Source organism: Marichromatium gracile (assembly GCF_004343155.1).
GTDB lineage: Bacteria > Pseudomonadota > Gammaproteobacteria > Chromatiales > Chromatiaceae > Marichromatium > Marichromatium gracile.
Genome location: NZ_SMDC01000014.1, coordinates 1 through 24,749, shown reverse-complemented (window position 1 = coordinate 24,749; position 24,749 = coordinate 1). Strand labels below are relative to the sequence as shown.

24 protein-coding genes and 1 riboswitch are annotated in these 24,749 nt (G+C 68.8%); of the genes, 9 read left to right on the top strand and 15 right to left on the bottom strand.

The features are described from left to right. Nucleotides 1–87 precede the first annotated feature (87 nt). The 12 genes from folC to EDC29_RS15285 all read right to left on the bottom strand — a co-directional run bounded on the left by folC (nucleotide 88) and on the right by EDC29_RS15285 (nucleotide 14,012). Nucleotides 88–1,362: a bifunctional tetrahydrofolate synthase/dihydrofolate synthase gene (gene folC, locus EDC29_RS15340; RefSeq protein ID WP_123141900.1), complete on the bottom strand. Its 1,275-nt coding sequence runs from the start codon at nucleotides 1,360–1,362 to the stop codon at nucleotides 88–90. 2 nt (nucleotides 1,363–1,364) lie between these two features. Then, on the bottom strand, nucleotides 1,365–2,270 hold the full coding sequence (gene accD / locus EDC29_RS15335) for an acetyl-CoA carboxylase, carboxyltransferase subunit beta (protein WP_123141539.1): 906 nt from the start codon (nucleotides 2,268–2,270) through the stop codon (nucleotides 1,365–1,367). Further along, entirely contained in the window at nucleotides 2,267–3,109 is an 843-nt protein-coding gene (trpA, locus tag EDC29_RS15330) for a tryptophan synthase subunit alpha (protein ID WP_132230554.1), read from the bottom strand. The genes accD and trpA overlap by 4 nt, the downstream gene beginning before the upstream one ends. Beyond that, a complete protein-coding gene (gene trpB / locus EDC29_RS15325; protein ID WP_123141903.1) occupies nucleotides 3,106–4,356 on the bottom strand; it encodes a tryptophan synthase subunit beta in 1,251 nt (416 codons plus the stop codon). Before trpB ends, trpA begins: the two co-directional genes overlap by 4 nt. Then, entirely contained in the window at nucleotides 4,337–4,966 is a 630-nt protein-coding gene (locus EDC29_RS15320; protein WP_123141559.1) for a phosphoribosylanthranilate isomerase, read from the bottom strand. The genes trpB and EDC29_RS15320 overlap by 20 nt, the downstream gene beginning before the upstream one ends. A 24-nt stretch (nucleotides 4,967–4,990) precedes the next feature. Continuing rightward, nucleotides 4,991–5,773, bottom strand: coding sequence for a tRNA pseudouridine(38-40) synthase TruA (gene truA, locus EDC29_RS15315; RefSeq protein ID WP_123141542.1), 783 nt, complete (start codon nucleotides 5,771–5,773; stop codon nucleotides 4,991–4,993). Nucleotides 5,774–5,884: 111 nt separating this feature from the next. Then, nucleotides 5,885–8,452, bottom strand: a complete 2,568-nt coding sequence (locus EDC29_RS15310; protein ID WP_132230553.1) for a motility hub landmark protein FimV — start codon at nucleotides 8,450–8,452, stop codon at nucleotides 5,885–5,887. A gap of 130 nt (nucleotides 8,453–8,582) precedes the next feature. After that, nucleotides 8,583–9,707: an aspartate-semialdehyde dehydrogenase gene (gene asd / locus EDC29_RS15305; RefSeq protein WP_132230552.1), complete on the bottom strand. Its 1,125-nt coding sequence runs from the start codon at nucleotides 9,705–9,707 to the stop codon at nucleotides 8,583–8,585. A gap of 99 nt (nucleotides 9,708–9,806) precedes the next feature. Beyond that, complete coding sequence (gene leuB, locus EDC29_RS15300) at nucleotides 9,807–10,886, bottom strand: 3-isopropylmalate dehydrogenase (RefSeq protein ID WP_123141908.1); 1,080 nt, start codon at nucleotides 10,884–10,886, stop codon at nucleotides 9,807–9,809. An 85-nt stretch (nucleotides 10,887–10,971) separates the two neighbouring features. Next, nucleotides 10,972–11,610: a 3-isopropylmalate dehydratase small subunit gene (gene leuD / locus EDC29_RS15295; RefSeq protein WP_005224567.1), complete on the bottom strand. Its 639-nt coding sequence runs from the start codon at nucleotides 11,608–11,610 to the stop codon at nucleotides 10,972–10,974. Then, nucleotides 11,610–13,013 (bottom strand): 3-isopropylmalate dehydratase large subunit, encoded by a 1,404-nt coding sequence (leuC, locus tag EDC29_RS15290; protein ID WP_123141546.1) that lies wholly within the window; start codon nucleotides 13,011–13,013, stop codon nucleotides 11,610–11,612. Before leuC ends, leuD begins: the two co-directional genes overlap by 1 nt. A 69-nt stretch (nucleotides 13,014–13,082) precedes the next feature. Further along, nucleotides 13,083–14,012, bottom strand: coding sequence for a metallophosphoesterase (locus EDC29_RS15285; RefSeq protein ID WP_123141547.1), 930 nt, complete (start codon nucleotides 14,010–14,012; stop codon nucleotides 13,083–13,085). Between the two features lie 89 nt (nucleotides 14,013–14,101). Between EDC29_RS15285 and EDC29_RS15280 the strand changes: the two genes are divergently transcribed. From EDC29_RS15280 to EDC29_RS15250, 7 genes are all read left to right on the top strand, one after another. Then, on the top strand, nucleotides 14,102–15,091 hold the full coding sequence (locus EDC29_RS15280) for a serine/threonine protein kinase (protein ID WP_123141548.1): 990 nt from the start codon (nucleotides 14,102–14,104) through the stop codon (nucleotides 15,089–15,091). Then, entirely contained in the window at nucleotides 15,079–15,513 is a 435-nt protein-coding gene (locus EDC29_RS15275) for a YchJ family protein (protein ID WP_123141549.1), read from the top strand. The genes EDC29_RS15280 and EDC29_RS15275 overlap by 13 nt, the downstream gene beginning before the upstream one ends. 60 nt (nucleotides 15,514–15,573) lie before the next feature. Continuing rightward, nucleotides 15,574–15,879 (top strand): DUF4342 domain-containing protein, encoded by a 306-nt coding sequence (locus tag EDC29_RS15270; protein ID WP_062275694.1) that lies wholly within the window; start codon nucleotides 15,574–15,576, stop codon nucleotides 15,877–15,879. A gap of 72 nt (nucleotides 15,880–15,951) precedes the next feature. Then, nucleotides 15,952–16,131 carry a hypothetical protein gene (locus EDC29_RS15265; RefSeq protein ID WP_123141915.1) on the top strand — a complete coding sequence of 60 codons (180 nt, stop codon included), beginning with the start codon at nucleotides 15,952–15,954 and terminating at the stop codon, nucleotides 16,129–16,131. A 125-nt stretch (nucleotides 16,132–16,256) separates the two neighbouring features. Beyond that, entirely contained in the window at nucleotides 16,257–17,480 is a 1,224-nt protein-coding gene (locus tag EDC29_RS15260; protein WP_123141551.1) for an HD-GYP domain-containing protein, read from the top strand. Nucleotides 17,481–17,529: 49 nt separating this feature from the next. Next, nucleotides 17,530–18,750: an HD-GYP domain-containing protein gene (locus tag EDC29_RS15255; RefSeq protein ID WP_123141552.1), complete on the top strand. Its 1,221-nt coding sequence runs from the start codon at nucleotides 17,530–17,532 to the stop codon at nucleotides 18,748–18,750. A 26-nt stretch (nucleotides 18,751–18,776) separates the two neighbouring features. After that, a complete protein-coding gene (locus tag EDC29_RS15250; protein ID WP_132230551.1) occupies nucleotides 18,777–20,195 on the top strand; it encodes a DUF4139 domain-containing protein in 1,419 nt (472 codons plus the stop codon). A 374-nt stretch (nucleotides 20,196–20,569) separates the two neighbouring features. Here EDC29_RS15250 and EDC29_RS15245 read toward each other — a convergent pair whose 3' ends face one another. Next, nucleotides 20,570–20,917 (bottom strand): TusE/DsrC/DsvC family sulfur relay protein, encoded by a 348-nt coding sequence (locus EDC29_RS15245; RefSeq protein ID WP_123141554.1) that lies wholly within the window; start codon nucleotides 20,915–20,917, stop codon nucleotides 20,570–20,572. A gap of 259 nt (nucleotides 20,918–21,176) precedes the next feature. Beyond that, a riboswitch (yybP-ykoY riboswitch) is annotated at nucleotides 21,177–21,274 on the top strand. A gap of 183 nt (nucleotides 21,275–21,457) precedes the next feature. On the opposite strand from EDC29_RS15245, the gene EDC29_RS15240 reads away from it, so the two are divergent. Continuing rightward, a complete protein-coding gene (locus EDC29_RS15240) occupies nucleotides 21,458–22,054 on the top strand; it encodes a TMEM165/GDT1 family protein (protein ID WP_123143475.1) in 597 nt (198 codons plus the stop codon). A gap of 5 nt (nucleotides 22,055–22,059) precedes the next feature. Here the strand turns inward: EDC29_RS15240 and EDC29_RS15235 are convergent, their stop codons facing one another. Together EDC29_RS15235 and EDC29_RS15230 are read right to left on the bottom strand one after the other, a co-directional pair. Next, nucleotides 22,060–23,331 carry a D-amino acid dehydrogenase gene (locus tag EDC29_RS15235; RefSeq protein ID WP_132230550.1) on the bottom strand — a complete coding sequence of 424 codons (1,272 nt, stop codon included), beginning with the start codon at nucleotides 23,329–23,331 and terminating at the stop codon, nucleotides 22,060–22,062. 135 nt (nucleotides 23,332–23,466) lie between these two features. Next, nucleotides 23,467–24,078, bottom strand: coding sequence for a phosphate signaling complex PhoU family protein (locus tag EDC29_RS15230; RefSeq protein WP_165913551.1), 612 nt, complete (start codon nucleotides 24,076–24,078; stop codon nucleotides 23,467–23,469). A 185-nt stretch (nucleotides 24,079–24,263) separates the two neighbouring features. On the opposite strand from EDC29_RS15230, the gene EDC29_RS15225 reads away from it, so the two are divergent. Continuing rightward, nucleotides 24,264–24,644 (top strand): DnaJ family domain-containing protein, encoded by a 381-nt coding sequence (locus EDC29_RS15225; RefSeq protein WP_132230548.1) that lies wholly within the window; start codon nucleotides 24,264–24,266, stop codon nucleotides 24,642–24,644. Nucleotides 24,645–24,749 lie beyond the last annotated feature (105 nt).

Sequence of the window (24,749 nt, the reverse complement as noted above, 5' to 3'; positions counted from 1 at the left end):
GCGAACGCAGCCGTCCGGCTGCGTGATGACTCGAATGGCACTCCCGGCCGAGGCGCGGGCCGGGACGCCCGCCCTGGCGAGAGTATATCAGCCGTGCCCGAGCACCCGCAGCGCCGCCCCGACGGTGGTGAAGGATCCACACACCAGCACGCAGTCCTCGCCCTCGCTGGCGGCATCGGCGCGCGCCAGCGCCTCCGCCGGGTCGACGCAGAGGCTACAGTCCTCGGCGGCGAGTCCGGCCGCACCCAGACGCGCGCGCAGCGTCTCGCGCGCCATGGCGCGGGCATCGTCGGTCTCGGTCAGGTACCAGTGCGTGACCTGATCGGCGAGCGCCGCAAACAGCGCCTCCGGCTCCTTGTCGGCGAGCATCGCCAACACCACCCGCACCGCCAGACCACGACTGGCGAAGGCGCGCAGATTGGTGGCCAGTGCGGCGGCGGCCTGGGCGTTGTGGGCGACATCGAGGATATGGCTCGGCGTCCCCGGCAACACCTGGAAGCGCCCCGGCAGGCGGGCGCGCCCGAGCCCCTGACGCAAGGCGTTGCGCGGGATCGGCAGGCGCTCGCGCAGGGCATCGAGCGCGGTGATCGCCGCGGCGGCGTTGTCGCGCTGGAACTCGCCGCGCATCGCCGGCAACGGCAGCGCGTGACGGCGACCATCGGGGCCCTGCCACTCCCAGCCGGCCTCGGCGCCGTGACGGTCGAACTCCACACCCAGCTGCAGCGGACGCGCGCCGCAGCCGAGCGCGGCCTCGCGCAGGGCCGCCGGCGCGTCGCGCTGACCGATCACCGCGGCGCGAGCGGGACGGAAGATCCCCGCCTTCTCGCGGGCGATGTCATCGAGACTCTCGCCCAGCCAATCGGTATGGTCGAGCCCGATCGAGGTCACCACGGCGACATCGGCATCGATCAGGTTGACCGCATCGAGCCGTCCGCCGAGCCCGACCTCGAGCACCACCAGATCGAGCCCGGCGCGCGCGAAGAGATCGAGCGCGGCCAGGGTGGCGAACTCGAAATAGGTCAGCGAGATCTCGCCCCGGGCCTGGTCGATACGGTCGAAGGCGCCGATCAGCGCGGCGTCGTCGACCGGTTCGCCGTCGATGCGGATACGCTCGTTGTAGTGCACCAGATGCGGCGAGCCGTAGGTGCCGCAGCGATAACCGGCAGCCAGCGCGGTGGCCTCGAGCATGGCCACGCAGGAGCCCTTGCCGTTGGTGCCGGCGACGGAGATCACCGGGCAGGCGAAGGGACCGTGCTCGAGACGCCGCCACACCGCGCGGACCCGATCGAGCCCAAGCTCCATCGTCCGCGGGTGCAGCGCGGCCTGCCAGTCGAGCCAGGCCTCAAGGGTGTCGAAGCGCATCGTCAGACCGGCACCACGGTACGGCAGTAGCGCGGCCGGTGGCCGAGGATCGCCAGCAGGTCGGCGAGCCGCTCGCGCAGATCGCGACGATCGAGGATCATGTCGATCGCCCCCTTCTCGAGCAGGAACTCGCTGCGCTGGAAGCCCTCGGGGAGCTTCTCGTGCACGGTCTGTTCGATCACCCGCGGTCCGGCAAAGCCGATCAGCGCGCCGGGCTCGGCGATGTTGATGTCGCCGAGCATCGCCAGACTGGCCGAGACGCCGCCCATGGTCGGGTCGGTGAGCACCGAGACGAAGGGCAGTCCACGCTCGCGCATGCGCCCGAGCGCCGCGCTGGTCTTGGCCATCTGCATCAACGAGAATAGGCTCTCCTGCATCCGCGCGCCGCCACTGGCGGAGAAGCAGACATAGGGCGAGGACTGCTCGATCGCCGCCTCCACGCCGCGCACAAAGCGCTCGCCGACCACCGAGCCCATGGAACCGCCCATGAACTTGAATTCGAAGGCGCTGGCCACGATCGGCTCGCCCTTGAGCTCGCCGCGCATGGTGATCAGCGCCTCTTTCTCGCTGCTCTGCTTCTGCGCCTGGGCGACGCGATCCTTGTACTTCTTCAGGTCCTTGAACTTGAGCGGATCGAGCGACTCGAGCTCGGCGCCGATCTCCTCACGCGAGTCGGGGTCGAGAAAGGCCTCGAGACGCTTGCGCGCGGTGAGACGGTTGTGATGGTTGCACTTGGGACAGACCTCGAGATTGCGCTCGAGCTCGGCACGATAGAGGATCGCCTGACAGCCCGGACACTTGGCCCAGACGCCTTCGGGCACGGCGCGCTTGTTGCTCGCCTCGGTGCGGATGCGGCTGGTGACCAGTTTCTCGAACCAGCTTTTGCTCTTGTCGACTGCCTGCTTCACGATGTTACCTGCTCGGGTCGGTTGGCGGCCGCGTCGGCAGCGTCGATGGCGCCACGCAGCTCGGCGATGAAGTCCCCAATGGTCGGCGCAATCGCCTCGGGCGTCTCGGCCAGCGCCTCGATCTGCTTGACGATGGCGCTGCCGACGATCACCGCGTCGGCAACGGCGGCCACCCGCGCGGCGGTCTCGCCGTCCTTGATGCCGAAGCCGACACCAACCGGCAGCGGGATGCGCGCGCGGATGGTCTCGACCTTGGCGGCCACCTCGTCGACATCGAGGTTGGCCGCCCCGGTCACACCCTTGACCGAGACGTAGTAGACAAAGCCCGAGGCGACCTCGCCGATGCGCGAGATCCGCCGCTCGGTCGAGGTCGGCGCCAGCAGATACACCAGATCGACCGATTCGGTCCGCAGCACCTGGACCAGCTCATGCCCCTCCTCCGGGGGCACGTCGACGATCAGCGCGCCGTCGAGCCCGGCCGCGGCGGCGGCGCGGGCGAAGCGCCCGTAGCCCATCACCTCGATCGGGTTGAGATAGCCCATGGCCACCACCGGGGTATCGGCATCACGCTCGCGGAACTGGCGCACCATCTCCAGCACGTCGCTGAGCGAGACACCGCGCGCGAGGGCGCGCTCGGTGGCGCGTTGGATCACCGGGCCGTCGGCGATGGGGTCGGAGAACGGCACCCCCAGTTCGATCAGGTCGGCGCCGGCTGCGACCATCGCATGCATCAGCTCGACGGTGGTCTCGGGACGCGGGTCGCCGGCGGTGATGAAGGGGATCAGCGCGGTACGATGCGCCGCGCGCAGCTGTTCGAAACGTGTCGAGATCCGGCTCATAGCGTCAACCCATCGAGTTTGGCGACCGTGTGCATGTCCTTGTCCCCGCGCCCGGAGAGGTTCACCAGGATGCTCTGATCGGCGCGCATCCCGGGAGCGATCTTCTGCACATAGGCCAGCGCATGGCTGGACTCGAGCGCGGGGATGATGCCCTCGGTGCGGGTGAGGTGGTGGAAGGCGTCGATCACCTCGGCATCGGTGACCGCGTCATAGCTGACACGGCCGCAGTCCTTGAGCCAGGCGTGCTCGGGGCCGACACCGGGATAGTCGAGCCCGGCCGAGATCGAGTGGGTCTCGATGATCTGGCCGTCGGCGTCCTCCATCAGATAGGTGCGGTTGCCGTGCAGCACCCCGGGGGTGCCGGCGCACAGCGGCGCGGCGTGACGGCCGGTGGCGATACCCTCGCCGCCGGCCTCAACCCCATAGATCGCCACCGAGGTGTCGCCGAGGAAGGGGTGGAACAGCCCGATGGCGTTGGAGCCGCCGCCGACACAGGCGACCAGGGCATCGGGCAGGCGCCCGGTACGCTCGAGCATCTGCGCCCGCGCCTCGCGACCGATCACCGTCTGGAAATCGCGCACCATCGCCGGATAGGGGTGTGGCCCGGCGACCGTGCCGATGATGTAGAAGGTGTTGTCGATGTTGGTGACCCAGTCGCGCATCGCCTCGTTCATCGCGTCCTTGAGGGTGCGCGAGCCGGACTTGACCGGCACCACCTCGGCGCCGAGCAGACGCATGCGATAGACGTTGGCCTCCTGGCGGGCGACGTCGACCTCACCCATGTAGACCACGCACTCGAGCCCGAGCCGCGCGGCGACCGTGGCGGTGGCCACGCCGTGCTGACCGGCGCCGGTCTCGGCGATGATCCGGGTCTTGCCCATGCGCCGCGCCAGCAGCGCCTGACCGATGGTGTTGTTGACCTTGTGCGCGCCGGTGTGATTGAGGTCCTCGCGCTTGAGATAGATCTGCGCGCCGCCGAGCTCGCGGCTCCAGCGCTTGGCGTGATAGAGCGCCGAGGGGCGACCGACATAGTCGCGCAGATCGGCGTCGAGTTCGGCGAGGAACTCGGGATCCTCGCGAAACCGCTCATAGGCCTCGCGCAACTCGTCGAGCGCATAGACCAGCGTCTCGGGCACGAAGGTACCGCCATAGGGCCCGAAGTGACCATCGGCGTCGGGCAGGTCGTAGTGCCCCTGGCTGGCGGCCCGCTGGCTCAGCGGACGCGTGCTATCGGCATCTGTCGCCATCTCTTACCCCTGTCATGAAGGCGGAAATCTTTGCGTGATCCTTGACCCCTTTCGACGCCTCGACGCCACCACTGACGTCGACGCCGAAGGGCCGCACCGCGGCGATCGCCGCGGCGACGTTGTCCGGTGCGAGACCACCGGCGAGCACGATCTCGCCGCGCAGCGCCTGCGGGATCCGCGCCCAGTCGAAACGCTCCCCGGTGCCCCCGGCGACCCCGGCGCGATAGGTATCGAGCAACAGCCCGGCGCCGCCGGCATAGCGCGCGCGCACCGCCTCGAGCACGATACCCGGGCGCATCCGCACCGCCTTGATCCAGCGCCGCCCGAAGGCCGCGCAATACTCGGGCGACTCCTCGCCGTGGAACTGCAGCAGCTCCAGCGGCACCTGGCGCAGGGTCTCGCGCACCCGCTCGGGGTCGGCGTCGACGAACAAGCCCACGGCGGTGACGAAGGGCGGCAACCGCTCGCACAGTGAGCGCGCCTGCGCGATGGAGACGGCGCGCGGGCTGTCGGGATGGAACACCAGCCCGACGGCGTCGGCGCCGGCGGCGGCCGCCGCGTCGATGTCCGCCGCGCGGGTCAGCCCACAGATCTTAACCCGGGTCCTGATCATGGCGTAAACCTCCCGGGGGCCTCAGTCCGCCGCCAGCCGCTGCAACGGCGTGCGATACACCGCCTGCGGCAGGGCGAAGTGTTCGGGATAGTCGGCGCGCACGAAAAACAGCCCCTGGGGCGGTGCGGTGACGCCACCGCGGGTACGATCGCAGACCTCCAGCAGTTCGCGGGTCCAACCGACCTCGGCCTCACCGCGACCGATCGCCACCAGCACCCCGGCGATGTTGCGCACCATGTGATGGAGGAAGCCGTTGGCACCGATACGCAGGACCACCAGATCGTCCTCGGCGTCGACCTCGAGATAGTGCACCCGGCGCACCGGGCTCTTGGCCTGGCAGGCCACGGCGCGGAAGCTCGAGAAGTCGTGCTCGCCGACCAGCGCGCGCGCGGCCTCGCGCATCCGCGCCAGGTCAAGGGCGTCGTGGACCCAGACGGCACGGTTGCGCGCGAGCGGCGAGCGGGTGCGACGCACCTGCAGCTGATAGCGATAGTGGCGCGCCACCGCGCTGAAACGCGCATGGAAATCGCCCTCGACCCGGTGCGCCCAACGCACCGCCACGTCGGGCGGCAGGTTGACGTTGGTGCCGAGCACCCAGGAGCGCTCGCTGCGCGAGGCGGTGGTGTCGAAGTGCACCACCTGCTCGAAGGCATGGACGCCGGTGTCGGTGCGCCCGGCGCACTGTACGCCGAGCGGATGATCGGCGACCCGCGAGATCGCCGCCTCGAGGCATTGTTGCACGGTGCGCACCCCGACCTGGGTCTGCCAGCCGTGGAAGTCAGAGCCGTCGTACTCGACGCCCATCACGATTCGTCCAGGCGTCACGCCGGTCTCTCTCCTGTGAATGGCTGCAGGGACACGGACGTGTCCCACCCCCGCCGCGCGGGGGCGATCGATCGTTTCATGCGCGCCCCGTCACCCCAGCTTGTCGAGGAGTTGACGAGCCTCCTGGCGCTGGTCCTCGCGGCCGTCGGCGATCACCTCTTCGAGGATCCCGCGCGCGGCCTCCTTGTCGTCCATGTCGAGATAGGCACGGGCGAGATCGAGCTTGGTGGCGTTCTCGTCCCACAGCCCGGAGTCCATCTCCCACTGCGAGAGCAGGAACTCGCTGGGGTCGGTATCAGCCACCGGCTTGACCTCGCCCCCGCCCGCGGGACGGGCAGAAGACTCGGGCGCGAGCGGCTGGGGCGTGCTCTGCGGCGCCAGGTCGGTATCGGAGAAGCCGTCGAGATCCTCCAGGGTCAGCATCAGCTCGGAGTCGTCGGCGGCGGACTTCGAGGCCGCGCCGGGATCGAGCGACGCCTCGGGGGCGGATGGACGCGAGGCCGCAATCCGCTCGCCACCGGCGCCATCGCCACGGGCGGGGGGCGGTGTCTTGGCCGCCGCAGGCTCCTCGAGATCGGTGTCGTCGAACAGCAGCGGCAGATCGAAGTCATCGTCCCTGGCCTCGGGCTCGGGCCGGGGCTTGTCCTCGGAGGGTGCGGGCGCCGGATCGGCGACATCCTCGAGATGCAGGGAGATCGACTCCTGCGAGGCCGATGGCAGGTCGAGCCCCGCCGCTTCGACATCGCCAGCCGACGGTGGCGCGGCCTCTGCACCGCTGCCGGCGGCAAGGGCCGAGTGCATCTCGAGCAGGCGCTGCCACCCCGTCGGATCGATGCGCTTGCCATCGGCGGCGCGACCGTCCTCGAGCAACGCCTCCAGGGCCGCGACATCGCGCGTGGCGAAGTACGCCTCGGCGAGCTTGAGCCGCAGATCCATCCGCTCCGGCGCGGCATCGAGTTCGCCGCGCAACAGCCGCACCGCCTCGTCATAGCGACCATAGGCGATATAGATATCGGCCTCGGAGAGCGGATCGGCCTCGTCGAGGGTCGAGTCGAACTGGGTGAGCGAGGAGAAGGGCGAGCCCGAGGCATCCTCGTCGGCCAGGGCCGACAGCTCCGCCGCCTCGCTGATCCGGGTGTCCTGCTCGGCGGTGCGACGCGCCGGCACGTCGAGCGGCTCGAACTCGGACTCGATATCCAGGGTCGAGACCAGCTCGGTGTCCTCACGCTGGCGCCGGCGTGAGGACCACCAGGAAAAGCCGATCAGCCCGAGCGCGGCGATCGCGGCGAATCCGGCCAGCGGCAACAGCAGCGCGTGCCAGAGCGAGTCGGACGCCTCGGGCGTCGGCTCGACGACTGGCGGTGGCGGCTGGCGCGGCGACTTGCTCGGCGCCGGCTCGCTGACGGTGGACGCCTCCCGCTCGCTCACCACGGGCGCGGACGCCTCGGTCGCTGCGGGCTCGGTCACGGGTTCAGGCGCAGCAGCGACCGAGGAGGCCATCGGTTCGGCGGCGGCCGTCGAGTCGCCATCGTCCACCGCCGTCGTGGCCGCCGTCTGCAGCCGCACCACCTCGGCATTGCGGGCGCGCAGCAGTTCCTTGATCTCGACGAGCTGGGATTCGAGCTCGCGGATGTGCGCGCGCAGCTCCAGCGTCTCCTGACGGGCGCTCTCGTGCGCCTGCATCACCGTCATCAGCTCTTGCTCGAGCGCCACCACTTCAGCCGAGCGCGCCGGCGATGAGGTGCCGCCGGGTTGCGCCTCGTCGTCACCACCGGGCATCTCGCCGACCTCGCCGGCGATCCTCAGCCGCGCCGGCTCGGGCGGTGGCGGCGCCAGGGGCGCGCGGTTGACCGACTCGCCCTGCATCGCCGCCTGGAACTCGGTCTGCGCGGCCGCCGGATCGAGTGCGAACAGCTCCTCGGCGGAGGGGATGGTCAGGGTCTCGCCGGCGACCAGACGGTTGATGTCACCGCGGATGAAGGCGTCCTGGTTGGCGCGATAGAGCGCCATCGCGGTCTGCGCCAGGCTCGCCCCCTGGGACTTGGACTCGAGCGCGAACTGCCACAGCCCCATCCCCTCGGGGACCGGGCCGACCTGGACGGGGAAGACCGAGGGATCGACGCCCTCGGGCAGCTCGATGGCGGCAGGCGCTGACTGCGGACTCGGCGCGGTCTGTTCGACGGGCGCGCGCGAGGGCGTCGGCGTGCGTGCGGGCCGCTCGGAGACCCGCGGCGCGGTGACTGCCGGGGCACGCGACGGGGTGCTCACCGGCGGGTCGAGGAGCACGGTATAGCCGCGCACCAGCTGACCCTCGGGCCAGGTGGCCGCGACCAGGAAGTCGAGATAGGGCTCGCGGATCGGCTCCCGACTGGTGATCCGGACGATCGGCAGTCCGCCCTCGCTGACCGCGGGTTCGAACTCGAGCTGGGTGAGATAGTGATACCGCTCGAGCCCGGCCCGATTGAACGCCTCGGCGGGCGCCAGCTCGATGCGTACCGTATCCAGGGTATCCGGGTCGACGTCGATGAGCGCGATGTCGCCCCGGAAGGGCTGGTTCAACGCCGAGTACGTCTGCAGGCCTCCCAGCCCGAGCGCACCCGCGTCGGTCACGACCAGGGTCAGCGCCAGGACCGACGCCAGAGTGAGATTGCGAGACATCGTCCTCCCTCATGCACCTTGTGCAGCGACGATCCGTCGGCCGGATCCCGAGCGACTCCCGACGGGCCGAACGAAATGACTCCCGACTATATCCGATCGGTCGACGCGCACCAAGCAAACATCCTTGATTTCAGGCACCCTGCGCGAGCAGGATCGTGAGCATCCGCCGCAGCGGCTCGGCCGCGCCCCACAGCAGCTGATCGCCGACGGTGAAGGCCGAGAGATAGCGTGGACCGAGGTTCATCTTGCGCAGCCGCCCCACCGGCACCTCGAGCGTCCCGGTGACCGCCGCCGGCGAGAGTTCGCGCATGGTGCGCTCGCGCTCGTTGGGGATCACCCGCGCCCAGGGATTGGCCGCGGCGATCAGGCGCTCGATCTCGTCGAGTTCGAGATCACGCGCGAGCTTGATGGTCAGCGCCTGACTGTGACAGCGCATCGCGCCGATACGCACGCAGATCCCGTCGATCGGCAGCGGCGCGGCGGGGTCGATGCCGAGGATCTTGTTGGTCTCGGCCTGGCCCTTCCACTCCTCGCGGCTCTGACCGTTGTCGAGCTGGGTGTCGATCCAGGGGATCAGGCTGCCGGCGAGCGGTACCCCGAAACTCTCGGTCGGGAAGGCCGAGCCCCGCATCGCCGCGGTCACGCCGCGGTCGATCTCGAGGATCGCCGAGCCGGGATCGGCCAGCTGCGGCGCGACTGACTCGTGCAGCGCGTCCATCTGCGCCAGCAGCTCGCGCATGTTGCGTGCACCGGCGCCCGAGGCGGCCTGGTAGGTCATGGCGCTGACCCACTCCACCGCGCCGGCGCGGAACAGCCCGCCGATGGCCATCAGCATCAGACTGACGGTGCAGTTGCCGCCGACGAAGTCACGCCGACCGGCGGCGAGCGCCGCGTCGATGACCTCGCGATTGACCGGGTCGAGGACGATGGTCGACTCCGGCGCCATGCGCAGCGCCGAGGCGGCGTCGATCCAGTAGCCGTCCCAGCCGCGCGCGCGCAGCTGCGGGTGGACGCACTTGGTGTAGTCGCCGCCCTGACAGCTGAGGATGACGTCCATCTCCGCCAGCGCGTCGAGCGAATCGGCGTCGCGCAGCGGTTGGGCACCCCGCCCCACATCGGGACCGGGCTGCCCGGCCTGCGAGGTGGAGAAGAACACCGGCTCGGTGATGTGCGCGAAGTCCCCCTCGGCACGCATCCGCTCCATCAACACGGAGCCCACCATGCCTCGCCAGCCGACGAAACCAACCCGTTGCATTGTTCTCACCCCACAGTCATCTGATCTGGATTCGCCCGCCGGGGCGGCGCGCCGGCATACCGACGCGTTCCGTCCCGACCGGCGTTCGGCGCGATCGGCTCAGGCGCGCAGCGCCGCGACCACCGCATCGCCCATCTCGGCGGTGCCGACCTGGCGCATGCCCTCGGACATGATGTCGCCGGTGCGCAGGCCCTGATCGAGCACCTTGGAGACCGCCGCCTCGATGCGATCGGCCGCCTCGCCCGCGTCGAGCGAGTAGCGCAGCATCATCGCCACCGAGAGGATGGTGGCCAGCGGGTTGGCGATGCCGCGACCGGCGATATCGGGGGCCGAGCCGTGGATCGGCTCGTACATGCCCTGGCCCTCGGCGTTGAGCGAGGCCGAGGGCAGCATGCCGATCGAGCCGGTGAGCATGGCCGCGCAGTCGGAGAGGATGTCGCCGAACATGTTGGTGGTGACCATCACGTCGAACTGCTTGGGCGCGCGCACCAGCTGCATCGAGGCGTTGTCGACATACATGTGCGAGAGTTCGATCTCGGGGTAGTCGGCGGCGGTCTCGATCGCCACCTCGCGCCACATCTCGGTGACCTCGAGCACGTTGGCCTTGTCGACCGAGCACACCCGCTTGCCGCGCTTCATGGCGATGTCGTAGGCAACGCGGCAGATGCGCTCGACCTCCGACTCCTTGTAGCAGAGGGTGTTGTAGCCGTAGCGCTCGCCCGACTCCAGGGTCTCGACGCCGCGCGGCTCACCGAAGTAGATGCCGCCGGTCAGCTCGCGCACGATCATGATGTCGAGCCCGGAGACCACCTCGGACTTGAGGGTGGAGGCGTCGGCCAGCTGCGGGTAGAGGAAGGCCGGGCGCAGGTTGGCAAACAGCCCCAGGCCGGCGCGCAGCCCGAGCAGACCGCGCTCGGGACGCTTGGAGAAATGCAGCGGCTCCCACTTCGGCCCACCCACGGCGCCGAGCAGCACCGCATCGGAGGCCTTGGCCGCCTCCAGGGTGGCCGCCGGCAGCGGATCGCCGCAGTCGTCATAGGCCGCACCGCCGACCAGGGCCTCTTCCATGGTCACGTCGATCGCGCCCTCGGCCTGCAGCGCGTCGAGCACCTTGATCGCCTCGGCGACGATCTCGGGACCGATACCGTCACCGGCGAGAACCAGAATCTTCTTGCTCAAGGGATTTCTCCGAATACTTGGACGATGGCCGCCCGAACGGCGGCCGTCAGGACCCGCCCGCGCCGCGACGGCGCGGGCGACCGGGTCAGATGAACAGCCAGGGCGCCTCGGCGCGACGGCGCTCCTCGTAGGCGCGGATGGTGTCGACCTCCTGCAGGGTGAGGCCGATGTCGTCGAGCCCCTCGATCAGCCGGTGCTTGTTGCCGGCGTCGATGTCGAAGGCGATGCGGGTGGCGTCATCGAGGATCAGCGTCTGACCGGGCAGGTCGACGGTGATGCGCAGCGCCTCGGGACCGGTCGCCTTGCCGAACAGGGCGTCGATCACCGGGGCCGGCAGCACGATCGGCAGGATGCCGTTCTTGAAACAGTTGTTGAAGAAGATGTCGGCGAAGCTCGGTGCCAGGATCACCCGCAAGCCGAAGTCGGCCAGTGCCCAGGGGGCGTGCTCGCGCGAGGAACCGCAACCGAAGTTCTCGCGCGCGAGCAGGATCTCGGCGCTGGCGTAACGATCGTCGTTGAGCACGAACTCGGGGTTGAGCGGACGGTTGCTGCAGTCCATCCCCGGCTCGCCGTGATCGAGATAGCGCAGCTCGTCGAACAGATAGGGACCGAAGCCGGTGCGCTGGATGCTCTTGAGGAACTGCTTGGGGATGATCGCGTCGGTGTCGATGTTGGCCCGATCGAGCGGCGCCACCACGCCGGTGAAGTTCTTGAACGCTTCCATCACAGCTCCCTCACGTCGACAAAGTGCCCGGTCACCGCGGCGGCGGCGGCCATGGCGGGACTCACCAGGTGGGTGCGACCACCCTGCCCCTGACGGCCCTCGAAGTTACGGTTGGAGGTCGAGGCGCAACGCTCGCCCGGCTCCAGACGGTCGGCGTTCATCGCCAGACACATCGAGCAGCCCGGCTCGCGCCACTCGAACCCGGCCTCGGCGAAGACCTTGTCGAGCCCCTCGGCCTCGGCCTGCTCTTTCACCAGACCCGAGCCCGGCACCACCATCGCCAGCTTGATGCCGGGGGCGACCTTGCGGCCCTTGGCGATCTCGGCGGCGGCGCGCAGATCCTCGATGCGCGAGTTGGTGCAGGAGCCGATGAAGACCTTGTCGGGACGGATGTCGGTAATCGCCATCCCCGCCTCGAGCCCCATGTACTCGAGCGCGCGACGGATGCTGGCGGCCTTGACCGCGTCGGCCTCGGCGGCCGGATCCGGCACCCGGCCGTTGATGTCGAGCACCATCTCGGGCGAGGTGCCCCAGGTGACCTGCGGCGCGATGCTGGCGGCGTCGATCTCCACGACCTCGTCGAACGCGGCGCCCGGATCGGTGACCAGGGTGCGCCAGTGCGCGGCGGCACGCTCGAACAGCTCACCCTCGGGGGCCAGCGGACGCCCGCGCATGAACTCCACCGTCTTCTCGTCGACGCCGATCAGCCCGGCGCGCGCCCCGGCCTCGATGGCCATGTTGCAGACCGTCATGCGCCCTTCCATGGTCAGCGCCTCGATCGCCTCGCCGGCGAACTCGATGACATAGCCGGTGCCACCGGCGGTGCCGATCTTGCCGATCACTGCAAGCACGATGTCCTTGGCGGTGACGCCCTCGCCGAGCTGGCCGTCGACGCGGATCAGCATCGACTTCGACTTGCGCTGGATCAGACACTGGGTGGCCATCACGTGCTCGACCTCGGAGGTGCCGATGCCGAAGGCCAGGGCGCCGAAGGCGCCGTGGGTGGCGGTGTGGGAGTCACCGCAGACCACGGTCGAACCCGGCAGGGTGAAGCCCTGCTCGGGACCGATCACGTGCACCACGCCCTGGCGCTGGTCGGACATCGGGAACTCGCGGATGCCGAACTCGGCGCAGTTGGCGTCGAGGGTCTCGACCTGCAGTCGCGAGACCGGGTCGGCGATGCCCTGGGCACGGCCACTGGTGGGCACGTTGTGATCCGGCACCGCGAGGTTCGCGGTGGTACGCCACGGCTGGCGCCCGGCCAGACGCAGCCCCTCGAAGGCCTGGGGCGAAGTGACCTCGTGGATCAGCTGACGATCGATATAGAGCAGTGCCGTGCCGGTCTCGTCGACGCGCACGACGTGCTCATCCCAGAGTTTGTCGTAGAGGGTCCTGGCGCCCATAGACTCTGTCCTCGGTGCGAACGGTGCGAAAAAGGGAATCCCCTAGAGTAGTCCGCTGAGGGGTAAAACTCAATTCTCACCATCGAGGTCACGCCCTTGCGCCCACACCGGCTCGATCTGGAAGGGTTCGTCGGCGATCGGATCGATGGTGATCCAGACCCCACCGATCGAGGGCGACCCCGGCACCTCGACACGTACCAGCCGGTCACCCGCCCCACCCTGCAGCGGTCGATCGTGACGCAGCCGGTGGGTGTCGCCGTGCAGCGCCAGCACCGGCCCGGGAAAGCGCGCCAGGGTCTCGGCGAGGGCCTCGCGCACCCAGCCCAGCGCCCGCGGGGCGCGGCGGCGCTCGAACAGCGGATCGACATGGAAGACCACCACCAGCGCATCGAGTCCCGCCACCCGGGCCGCGTCGGCCGCCTCGCGCAGCAACGCGCGATTGGCCGCGCGCCGCGCCGCCGACTCGGCCTGTGCACGCGGCTCGGCCCGGCGCGCGCCATCGTGACTGCCGACCACGTGCAACACGACGAACATCACCCGACGATGAACGAAGCGGTAGAGTTCGGGATAGTCGGGCGTTGCGGCCCGGGCGCCGAGCTGCCCGAGCCGCAGCACGGCTGGGTCTTCAAAGAAGAGCGCGCGCACCCGCGCGAGCCGCTGCAACGGATCGTGGCCGCCGGCCAGCAGACGATGGCAATCGGTCCATTCGTTGTCGCCCGGGGTGTAGACCACCGGCACCGGCTGTGCCGCGAACAACCCGGCGATCCCCGCCAGCTGGGCGTCGGTGCACGGCTGCGAGCCGCTCTTGATGTCACCGACATGGATCAGAAAGGGGCTGCCCTCGGCAGCGGCATGCGTGAACAGCGCCCGCAACCCGGCCAGCTCGGACCCGCCGTAGGGGAGATCACCGACGGCGAACACCCGCCAGGGCGCGGCACCCGCGGCGAGCGGCAGCCACAGCGCCAGCAGGGTACAGAGCAGTGTCGTACGCATCTTCATCAGGACTCCTCGGGCATGGAACGGCGCAGCAGCGGCTGGATCTCCGATCGTGCTCCCCGGGCGGGCGGCGATCCGCGTAGAATCGTGCCATGGATACAACCGATCCCACACCCTATGCCGACCTCGGCCCCGACCGCATCCTCGATGCCATCGAGTCGGTCGACCTGGTCCCCGACGGGCGCATGCTCGCGCTCAACAGCTACGAGAACCGCGTCTACCAGATCGGTCTCGACGAGACCACGCCGGTGGTGGTCAAGTTCTATCGCCCCGGTCGCTGGAGCGATGCGGCGATCGCCGAGGAACACGACTTCGCCACCGAGCTGGCAGAGCGCGAGATCCCGGCGATCGCGCCGCTGCGTATCAAGGGGGAGACGCTGCACCACTTCGCCGGACACCGCTTCTCGGTCAGCCCGAGACGCGGCGGGCGCGACCCCGAGCTCGACGACCCCGAGGTGCTGGAGTGGGTCGGGCGCTTCATCGGCCGCATCCACGCCGTCGGCGCCACCCGCCCCTTCGCGCACCGCCCGCGACTCGACATCGACGCCTTCGGCACCGGCCCGCGCGTGTTGCTGCTCGATCAAGAGTGGATCCCCGCCGAGCTGCGCGAGACCTACACCGAGGTGAGCGCCAGCGCGCTCGCGGCGGTCGCCGAGTGCTACGCGCGCGCCGGACGGGTACGCGAGATCCGGCTGCACGGCGACTGCCATCGCGGCAACCTGCTGTGGACCGACGCCGGACCGCACTTCGTCGACTTCGACGACGCGCGCAGCGGCCCGGCGGTGCAGGATCTGTGGATGCTGCTCTCGGGAAGCCGTGCCGAGCAGAGCCGACAGCTCGCCGACGTGCTCGCCGGCTACGAGGACTTCTGCGATTTCGACGTGCGCGAGCTGCACCTGGTCGAGGCGCTGCGCACCCTGCGCCTTATCCACCACGCCGCCTGGCTGGCGCGGCGCTGGCAGGACCCGGCCTTTCCCGCCGCCTTCCCCTGGTTCGCCACCACGCACTACTGGGAACAGCACATCGCCCAGCTGCGCGAGCAGCTCCTCGCCATGGAGGCCGGACCACTATGGCCCGCCTGAACACGCCAAGCCCCGTGGTGAAGACGAGCGCCTGCCCCTGCGGCAGCGGCAAGGCGCTCGCAGAGTGCTGCGGGCCTTATCTGGCCGGGGAGGCGCACGCCGAGAGCGCCGAGCGGCTGATGCGCTCGCGCTACACCGCCTTCACCCTGGAGGCGTACGATTATCTGCGCGCCACCTGGCACCCCGAACACTGCCCGAGTGATCTCGGCCCCGACGATCCGCCACCGCGTTGGCTCGGACTGCGCATCCTCGCCAGCAGCGCCGGCGGCCCCGACGACGACCAGGGCACGGTCGAGTTCGTCGCCCGCTACAAGATCGGCGGTCGCGCACATCGGCTGCACGAGCGCAGCCGCTTCATCCGGCTCGAGGGACACTGGGTCTATGTCGACGGAACCTTTCCCGCGACACGCACGACGAACTGAAACACCGCCGGGCATCGCCCGGCCCCGATCATCCAAGCCAGAAACACCGAGGAATCAGACATGAGAGACGATCACCGACGACCGACCCGCGAAGAATTCACGGTCGCCGGCGGCGCGCTGGTCGACAAGATCAAGGAACTGGTGCGCCAGGGCAACGTCAGACGGCTGATCGTGCGCCGCCCCAGCGGCCAGATCCTCACCGACGTCCCGCTCAATGCCGGACTCGGCGTCGCCGCGGCGCTCACCCTGATCGCCCCGGTGCTCACCGCGCTCGGTGCCATCGCCGCGCTGCTCGCACAGTTCCGCATCGAGATCGAGCGCGACCCGGGCCAGCCGCGCGGCCCCTACCCCGACGACCGTCGCTAGTCACCCCGCCCCGGCGGCACCGGCCGCGACCGCGGCCGATCATCTGTATCAACGAGAAACCGGAGGTTCACGATGAAGCAGATCAAGCAGACCGAGGACTATGTGATCTACCAGAAGCGCACCGGGCGCTATGCCGTGCGCGACCCACGCGAGAAGCGCTGGATCAACGGCGAGGCCAAGGAGACGATCCTGCGCACCGAGCAGCTCATCCCCGCAGCCGGCGCAACACGCCAGACGGAGCGCGCCGACTGACCGCGTCGCGCCCCCGGGGCGGGACTGCCCGGGGCGCGCGTTTGATCGTATGATGTCCGTCGAACCAGCGAGCAGCAAGATCTCGACGCGCTCGTACCGGCACGACGGACAATCAGCAAGACGGCATGATTAAAAAGATCCGTATCGATCAGCTTCGCCCGGGGATGCACATCCATGATCTCAACTTCGGCTGGACCGATCACCCCTATGTGCGCAACGACTTCCTGATCGAGGACGAACAGTCCCTGGCGCAGGTGCGCAGCCTCGGCATCCGCGAACTCTACATCGACACCGACAAGGGGCTCGACGTCGCCAGCGCACCGAGCCGCCTGGAGGTCGAGGCGGCGCTCGAACGCGAAATGGTCGAGGTCGCCGACAACTCCCCGGACCCCCATCAGCCAACCACCCTCGAGGACGAGCAGGAGCAGGCCCGCAAGGTCCACCGCGAGGCCAACCAGCTGATTCGCGAGCTGATGGAGGACGTACGCCTGGGTCGTCAGATCGACGTCGAGCGCACCGACCCGGTGATCAGTCGCATGGTCGGCTCGATCTTCCGCAACCGCGACGCGCTGCTCGGGCTGACGCGGATCCGCCGCATGGACCGCTACACCTTCGAGCACTCGGTCAACGTCGCCGTGCTGATGACCTCCTTCGCCACCACGATGAAGCTCTCCCCCGAGCTGGTCCACCAGATCGGCGTCGGTGCCCTGCTCCACGACATCGGCAAGACCCTCACCCCCCCCGAGGTGCTCAACAAGCCCGGACGACTGAACGCCGCCGAGGTCGAGATCATACGCGGTCACGTCGTCGACAGCCGCGACATCCTCGCCCGCGCCCCCGGCATTCCACCAGTGGCCCTGGCCGTCGCCGCCGAGCATCATGAGCGCATCGACGGCAACGGCTACCCCGACGGCAAGATCGGCGACCAGATCAGCAGATACGGACGCATGGCGGCGATCGTCGACGTCTACGACGCCATCACCTCCGATCGCGTCTATCACAAGGGCATGGACCCTCACCGGGCGCTACGCAAACTGCTCGAGTGGAGCAGTCATCATCTCGATGCCGGGCTGGTGCAACACTTCATCCGCTGCGTCGGCATCTACCCGGTCGGCACCCTGGTCCGACTCAAGAGCCAGCGCCTCGCGGTGGTGGTCGGTACCGGGCGCAGCGGCGTGCGCCACCCCAAGGTACGTCTGGTGCTCGATATCCAGCGCCGCCGTTATCTTCCACCCGACGAGCTGGACCTGTCCGATCCCGCGATCGAGGCCGAGGAGTCGATCCTCAGCGCCGAGCCGCCCGAACGCTGGGGCATCCGCCCGGAGGACCTGCTGCAGCCCCTGCCATGAACGCTGGCATGCAGTCCGACCTCGCGACGAACAATGGAGACTGTCCACGGTGATCAAGAAGATCGCGATCGACCAGCTGCGCCCCGGCATGCACGTCCATGACCTCAACTTCGGCTGGTCCGACCACCCGCTCGCGCGCAGCGACTTCCTCCTTGAGGATGCGCGCGCGCTGGCGCAGATCCGCAGCCTCGGCATCCGTGAACTCTACATCGACACCGACAAGGGCCTCGACATCGCCGACGCCCGCACCCAGAACGAGGTCGAGCAGGACCTCGAGCAGGAAATGACCCAGGTTGCACTCGCCCAACCGCCCGAGCAACCGCCGACTCCGCTGGCTACCGAACTCAGACGCGCCCGCCCGCTCCAGCGTCAGGCCCTCGAGCTGATCCGTCGCGCCATGGAGCAGACCGGACGGGGCCAACCACCCGAGCTGCCGCCGCTGACCGAGTTGATCGAAGCGTTGATGGACTCGCTCGAGCGCAATCGCGACGCCCTGCTCGGTCTGACCCGGGTCCGACGCATCGGGCGCTACACCCTAGAGCACTCGTTCAACGCCGCAGTCCTCACCATCGCCTTCGCCCGCACCCTCGGACTCGAACGCGCCCATACCGCCGAGATCGCGCTCGGCGCCCTGCTCCACGACATCGGCAAGAGCCTGATCCCGGAGGGGATCGTCAACAAACCAGGCGCACTCACCGATGACGAGCTCGCCCTGGTGCACGCTCATGTGCTGCACGCCCACGAGCTGTTGCGCACCCTCCCCGGCATGCCCGAGGCCGCGCTGAGGCTGATCGCCGAGCACCACGAACGCCTGGACGGCTCGGGCTATCCACGCGGACGGCGCGGACTGGAGATCTCGCGCCAGGGGCGGATGGCGGCGATCATCGATGTCTATGACGCGATCACCGCCGACCGGGTCTACCAGACCGGCCTTGAGCCACACCTGGCGCTGCGCAAGCTGCTCGAATGGAGCCGTTTCCACTTCGACGCCGACCTGGTCCAGCGCTTCATCCGCTGTCTCGGGATCTATCCGGTCGGCAGCCTGGTGCGACTCGACAGCGGCCTGCTCGGCGTGGTGGTGGGCGGCGGGCGCAAGGGACCCTTGCAGCCCGTGGTTCGGGTGTTCATGAACGCCAACCAGCGCCGCAGCGTGGCGCTGTACGATCTCGATCTCTCCGCCCCCGGGATCGGCGACCGGATCAGCGGTATCGAGTCGCCCGCCCACTGGCGCATGCGCCCCGAGGTGGTCCTGCTCCACACGCTCGGCTAACCCGCCCGTCCACAGGAGACCGCACCATGCCCAACCGCCAGCACCCATTCGCCCGGATCCCGCTCGCGCTCGCCCTCGGCGGCGCGCTCCAGGCCGGCGCCGCCGATGAGTTGCGACTCGACGACAGCGCCCGCGAGGGGCTCGGGGTGACCATCTACAACGAGGACCTGGCGCTGGTACGGGACCGGCGCCGGGTCGAGCTTGCAGCGGGCGAAAACCGCATCGCCTGGCGCAACGTCTCGGCCGAGATCCGCCCGGAGACGGCCCTGCTCTCCGCACCCGAGGGCGGCGGCACACTGCGACTGCTGGAACAGAACTTCGACTACGACCTGCTCACCCCCGAGAGCCTGCTGCAGAAGTACGTCGGACGCGAGATCGAGGTGGTGCGCACCGACGCCGAGGGCGAGCGTACCCGTGAACGTGCCCGGGTGCTGGCGGCCAACGGTGGCGTGGTGCTGCGCTACGACGATCGTATCGAGACCGAGGTGGTCGGCCACCTGATCTATCCCGACGTCCCCACCGACCTGCGCGATCAGCCGACCTTGGTGCTGCATCTCGAGACCGAGGCGGCGGGCGAGCGCGCGCTCGAACTCTCCTATCTCAGCGGCGGGCTGTCCTGGCGGGCCGACTATGTCGCCGAGCTCGACCCCGAGCACAACGGTCGCATGACCCTCAACGCCTGGGTCACGCTCGACAATCGTAGCGGCGTGGCCTATCGCGACGCCCGTCTCCAGCTCGTCGCCGGCGAACTCAACCAGGTGCGCGAGCGCGTCAGCGCGATAAAGTCCATACGCTTCGGGGTAAACATGGCCGAGGATGCCATGCCCGCACGCGAACAGCTCGACGCCTATCATCTCTACACCCTGCCCCGGCGCACCGATCTGCTCAACAACCAGACCAAGCAGGTCGCGCTGTTCGCCGCCGAGGCGATCCCGGTCGAGCGCCTGCTGGTGGTGAACGGACGACAGCTCGGCGCCCGCAACGGCGACGGCTGGAGTCGCCTGCCGGTGCGTACCACCCTGAGCTTCGTCAACGACGCAGCGGGACCGGACATGCCGCTGCCGCGCGGGGTCATCCGAGTCTATGCGCAAGACAGCGACGGACAGGCCCAGTTCGTCGGCGAGGACGCCATCGACCACACGCCCACTGATCAGCGTGTCACCCTGACCCTCGGCGAGAGCTTCGACGTCACCGCCCGGCGCCGCCAGACCGACCTCGAACGGATCGGCGACGACACCGTCGAACTCGGCTTCGAGCTTGAGCTGGCCAACGCCCGGGACACGGCGACGACGGTCGAGGTGCGCGAGCGCATCTCCGGCGACTGGCGCATGCTCGACGAGAGCGCCGACCACACCAAGGCCGCCGCCGACCTCGCGGTGTGGCGTTTGGAGGTGCCCGCCGAGGGACACACCACCCTGACCTGGCGGGTCCGCATCGAGCGCTGAGACAGACCAGCACCCAAGGCAGACGTTGGGTTGCCGAAAACGGCAACCCAACCTACGAAGGCTCGGCGATCAGCGATCAGCGATCAGAAGATTGAACCGCCAAGATACCGTCTTGCCCGTCAATCGCCGATCATGCACACCAACCTCCCCGACTGGAGGCTGGAAGCTGATCGCTGGAAGCTGGTTCGAACCGCCAAGGCGCCAAGAGCGCGAAGATGAAGAAAGGCTTCCAGCCGCCAGCCTCCAGTGAGGGGGCAGGGTTGTCTCGTCGCGTCGCGGTTGACCGCAAACCGACACTGGAGGCTGTTTGCTGAAGGCTGGTCGCTTTCTTCGTGTCCTTTGGGTCTTTGCGGTTCAATCCCCTGGCGGCTGGGTCAAACGTCGAGCATCAGCTTGCGCGGCTTGCGCATCCCGGCGATCTTGCACGCCTGCTGGCCGTAGCCGCGCGGGAACAACCGATAGAGCGCACGGCGGGTCGCCTGCTCCGCGCCCCAGAGATCGCGCATGTGCGCGAGCACCCGCCGCGCCTCGGGGACCGACTCGGTGCGTTCGAAGCGCTCACGCACGAAGCGCACGATCTCCAGCCGCGAGGCGTCGAGCTCCAGCCCATCCTCGGCCGCAAGCGCCTCGGCGAGCGCCGGCGTCCACATCGCGGGATCGAGCAGATAACCCTCCTCGTCTCGCGCGATCCCCTCCAACAGCCCAGAATCCGAACCCTGCATCTCCCCACCCTCCATCCAACGCCCGAACCCTGGAGATGGGGCCAGAAGAACCCGGACCACAAGGACTCAAGCGAGCGGTCAGCCCCAGCGGCGCTTCGATCCAACCGAAGCCGCAGGGCACGCCGCGCTGGCAACTGATCGCTGCAGCCCTTCGCGCCCTTCGAGGCTTTGCGGTTCAATCCTGCTGGCGGCTGGCGGCTGGCGGCTGGCGGCTGGCGGCTGGCGGCTGACTTGACACCCCCACCCCGGGCGGCGAGAATCGCGGCCCACTCCGAGGGGAGTAGTCTCCCGCGCAGCGCGCGGGGCATCCGTCAACAGACTTGGCGATCGCCATGGCGGATGCGGCCCGACGGGCTTGACGAGACCTCGAGCACGAACGCGACGGCCAATGGGCCGGGCGCGCGTCATCGTGTTCGAGTCTTGTGCCTGCGCCCGGCCCCGAGGATCCCATCCGATGTCACCTCCGACGACCACGGCCCAGCGCCGTTCACCGTCACCGCGCACCGCCACGCCCCAAGCGATCGAGGGATACGCAGCGGCATGATCGATACCACCATGATCTCGACCGATGGCGGCACACTGTTCGCCACATTCGCGCTGGTCGCACTCGCCGAGATGGGCGACAAGAGCCAGCTGGTGTGCATGGCGCTCGCCGCCCGTCACCGTCACTGGCCGGTGCTGTTCGGCGCACTCGCCGCCTTCCTGTTGCTCAACACCCTGGCGGTGCTGTTCGGCGCCGCGCTCACCCAGTGGATCCCCGACCAATGGCTGGCCGCAGCGGTCGCACTGCTGTTCGCGACCTTCGGGGTCATCGCGCTACGCACCACCGAGGACGAGATGGAGAGTGACGAGAAGACGGTGCAACGCTCCGGGCACAGCATCCTGGTCGCGACCTTCCTGCTGCTGTTCCTCGCCGAGATGGGCGACAAGACCCAGCTCGCCGTCGCCGGTATGGCCACTACCCTGGCACCGTTGCCGGTGTGGATCGGCGCCAACCTGGCGATGGGCGTGACCGCCGCGCTCGGGGTCTTCGTCGGCTGCCGATTACTCACACGGCTGCCGATCGTACTGGTACATCGCATCTCCGGTGCGTTCTTCCTGGTGCTCGCCGCGGTGGCTGCGACCCAGGTGTTCTGAGCCGCTCAGGCGGCCAGCCAGCCGCCGCGATAGCGCGCCAGGGTCAGACCCTCGGGGTCGATCGCGGCGGCTCGGCCGAGCATCAGATCGGCGATCAGACGCGCCGACCCGCAGCTCAGGGTCCAGCCGAGCGAGCCGTGTCCGATATCGAGATAGAGCCCCGCACAACCGCTCTCGCCCAGGATCGGCGGGCCGTCCGGGGTCATCGGGCGCAGCCCGGCCCAGGGCTCGGCCTGACGCGGATCGGCGGCCTCGGGGAAGAGGTCGACGAGCACCCGTCGCAGGGTCTCCAGGCGTCCGCTTCGTAGCCGCAGGTCCATGCCACAGAGTTCGGCGGTGCCGGCCACCCGCAAGCGGTTGCCCAGCCGGGTCAGCGCGACCTTGTTGGTCTCGTCCATCAAGGTCGAGCGCGGCGCGGCCTCGGGATCGAGCAGCGGCAGGGTGAGCGAATAGCCCTTGACCGGATGGATCGGCGCGCGGATGCCGAGCGGGCGCAACAGCCGCACCGCGTCGAGTCCGGCAGCGAGCAGACAGCGATCGGCGACCAAGGGCCCGGCGTCGGTCTCGACCCCGGTGATCGCGCCGTCGCGGACACGCAGCGCCTCGACCCGCACCCCGTAGCGGAACTCGACCCCGAGCCTGGTCGCATGGCCCGCCAATGCCTGGGTGAAGCGCAGACAGTCGCCGGTCTCGTCATCGGGGAAGCGCAGACCACCGGCGAGGCGATCGGCGACCCGGGCGAGCGCGGGCTCGTGACGGACGCAGCCCTCGACATCGAGCAGCTCGCAGCGCAGCCCGCTACGTTCGAGGATATCGCGATCGCGCCGCGCCTGATCGAACTGGGCTGCCGAGCGCAGCAGTTGCAGGGTCCCGCCCTGGCCGGCGTCGTAGTCGATCCCGATCTCGGCACGCAACTCGCCCAGAGCGATCCGGCTGTACTCGGCCAGGCGCAGCAACCGCGCCTTGTTGCGGGCATAGTGACGCGCGCTGCAGTTGCCGAGCGTCGCCGCCATGAAACGCAGCATCGCCGCGTCCAACCGTGGTCGCACCCGCAGCGGGGCGTGCGGGGTGAGCAGCCAGCGCAGCGCCTTGAGCGGCAGACCGGGCGCAGCCCAGGGCGCGGCATAGCCGGTCGAGACCTGACCGGCATTGGCATAGCTGGTCTCCAGACCGGAGCCGGCACAGCGCTCGAGTACCGTCACCTCGGCACCGGCGCGGGCAAGTTGATAGGCGGCGGTGGTACCGATCACGCCGCTGCCGATGACCAGGACACGCATCACTCATCCCTCCTTGGGTACCCGGAAATCAGCGTGGTCATACGCTGATCCCGACGCCCAATTGTTGAGGGTCGGGGAGGATTGGCGAGGATCAAGGGGGACAACAGCGGGGATGAGCGGCCTGATCAATCCGGGTCAGTCGAGTACCTCGAGGTTTCCGGTCTCGATATAGACCAACTGCCCGGCAATGTTGGTCGCACGCTCTGCGATCCGTTCGAGATGTTGTGACATCCACAGCAGCGCCACCTGATCGGCCGCACTCGCGGGATCTGCGCGCAATGCCGCGATAATGTCGACATTTATCGAATCCAGGTCGCGATCTATCGCGAAATAATCTGTTTCTGAAGCAGAGGAGATGGCCTTTGCGGCGCCCTGCGAATAGCCATTGAGCACCTCATCGAGCAAGCGTCTGCTGTTCTCGCCCAGATCCAAAAGAGAGGCGAACGCCCGGGAATCTGGGTTCCAACCCGGATGTCTCAGCAGCAATCGCCCGAGATCGGCGGCGTGATCGGCGATACGTTCGAGTTCCGAGACCATCTCCAGTGACACGCCAACCAGTCGCAGATCGCGGCCGGCCGGTCGGTGTGCGGCGAGGATCAACAACGCCTCCTGTTCGAGCGCGCGCCGCGCGTCATTGATCTGCTGATCCGCCGCGATCAGGGAGCGCGCTCGCTCCAGATCGCGTGTACGCAAGACCTCGAGCCCCTCGACCACCATCCCGGCAACCCGCTCACCCAGTTCGATCATGGACTCGCGCAGACCATCCCGTCTGTCCTCGATCAGCGATCGTCGATCCAGCATCACCTTACCCCGCCCTTGCCATCTCGTTGCATAGGAGCAATCTACGCCCAGGGCATGACTGGTCGATGACCGCGAGATGACAGCAGCCAAGCTACAATCCCCAGTCGATCAGTCAAGCGAAACCACGACACATGGATCTCATCGATCAAATCGCCGAACGTCATATCGAACGGGCACGAGCGCGAGGAGAACTCGACGACCTGCCCGGCAGCGGCAAACCACTGCCGACAGAAGACCTCGCCATGGTCCCCGAACACCTGCGCGCCGGTTACCGTCTGCTCAAGGGGGCGGGGTTCATCCCGCCAGAGATCGAGACCCTGCGCCAGATCCGCGACACCGAGGCGCTCATCGCGCGGGTCGAGGATCCACAGGCACGCGCCGAGGCAGCCAGACGCCTCAGGCTGCTCGAAACCCGACTGAGCGAGGGACGCGGACACGGCCTCAATGCCGTCACCCGGATGCAGTACCAGGATGCGCTGAATCGAGCATTCTCCGATCGTGAGGGGGATTGAAGGCCAGCGACCAGCGGCCAGCGGCCAGCGGCCAGCGGCCAGCGGCCAGCGGCCAGCGGCCAGCGGCCAGCGGCCAGCGGCCAGCGGCCAGCGGCCAGCGGCCAG

Excerpts from the sequence above, each read along its gene's own strand:
- leuC (WP_123141546.1), bottom strand. The coding sequence starts at position 13,013 with ATGGGCGCCAGGACCCTCTACGACAAACTCTGGGATGAGCACGTCGTG.
- truA (WP_123141542.1), bottom strand. The coding sequence starts at position 5,773 with ATGGGCGTCGAGTACGACGGCTCTGACTTCCACGGCTGGCAGACCCAG.
- EDC29_RS15260 (WP_123141551.1), top strand. The coding sequence starts at position 16,257 with ATGATTAAAAAGATCCGTATCGATCAGCTTCGCCCGGGGATGCACATC.
- EDC29_RS15225 (WP_132230548.1), top strand. The coding sequence starts at position 24,264 with ATGGATCTCATCGATCAAATCGCCGAACGTCATATCGAACGGGCACGA.
- EDC29_RS15265 (WP_123141915.1), top strand. The coding sequence starts at position 15,952 with ATGAAGCAGATCAAGCAGACCGAGGACTATGTGATCTACCAGAAGCGC.
- trpB (WP_123141903.1), bottom strand. The coding sequence starts at position 4,356 with ATGGCGACAGATGCCGATAGCACGCGTCCGCTGAGCCAGCGGGCCGCC.
- folC (WP_123141900.1), bottom strand. The coding sequence starts at position 1,362 with ATGCGCTTCGACACCCTTGAGGCCTGGCTCGACTGGCAGGCCGCGCTG.
- EDC29_RS15310 (WP_132230553.1), bottom strand. The coding sequence starts at position 8,452 with ATGTCTCGCAATCTCACTCTGGCGTCGGTCCTGGCGCTGACCCTGGTC.
- EDC29_RS15235 (WP_132230550.1), bottom strand. The coding sequence starts at position 23,331 with ATGCGTGTCCTGGTCATCGGCAGCGGCGTGATCGGTACCACCGCCGCC.
- EDC29_RS15280 (WP_123141548.1), top strand. The coding sequence starts at position 14,102 with ATGGATACAACCGATCCCACACCCTATGCCGACCTCGGCCCCGACCGC.
- EDC29_RS15270 (WP_062275694.1), top strand. The coding sequence starts at position 15,574 with ATGAGAGACGATCACCGACGACCGACCCGCGAAGAATTCACGGTCGCC.
- leuD (WP_005224567.1), bottom strand. The coding sequence starts at position 11,610 with ATGGAAGCGTTCAAGAACTTCACCGGCGTGGTGGCGCCGCTCGATCGG.
- EDC29_RS15285 (WP_123141547.1), bottom strand. The coding sequence starts at position 14,012 with ATGAAGATGCGTACGACACTGCTCTGTACCCTGCTGGCGCTGTGGCTG.
- EDC29_RS15275 (WP_123141549.1), top strand. The coding sequence starts at position 15,079 with ATGGCCCGCCTGAACACGCCAAGCCCCGTGGTGAAGACGAGCGCCTGC.
- EDC29_RS15250 (WP_132230551.1), top strand. The coding sequence starts at position 18,777 with ATGCCCAACCGCCAGCACCCATTCGCCCGGATCCCGCTCGCGCTCGCC.
- EDC29_RS15230 (WP_165913551.1), bottom strand. The coding sequence starts at position 24,078 with ATGATCGAACTGGGTGAGCGGGTTGCCGGGATGGTGGTCGAGGGGCTC.
- trpA (WP_132230554.1), bottom strand. The coding sequence starts at position 3,109 with ATGAGCCGGATCTCGACACGTTTCGAACAGCTGCGCGCGGCGCATCGT.
- EDC29_RS15240 (WP_123143475.1), top strand. The coding sequence starts at position 21,458 with ATGATCGATACCACCATGATCTCGACCGATGGCGGCACACTGTTCGCC.
- EDC29_RS15245 (WP_123141554.1), bottom strand. The coding sequence starts at position 20,917 with ATGCAGGGTTCGGATTCTGGGCTGTTGGAGGGGATCGCGCGAGACGAG.
- asd (WP_132230552.1), bottom strand. The coding sequence starts at position 9,707 with ATGCAACGGGTTGGTTTCGTCGGCTGGCGAGGCATGGTGGGCTCCGTG.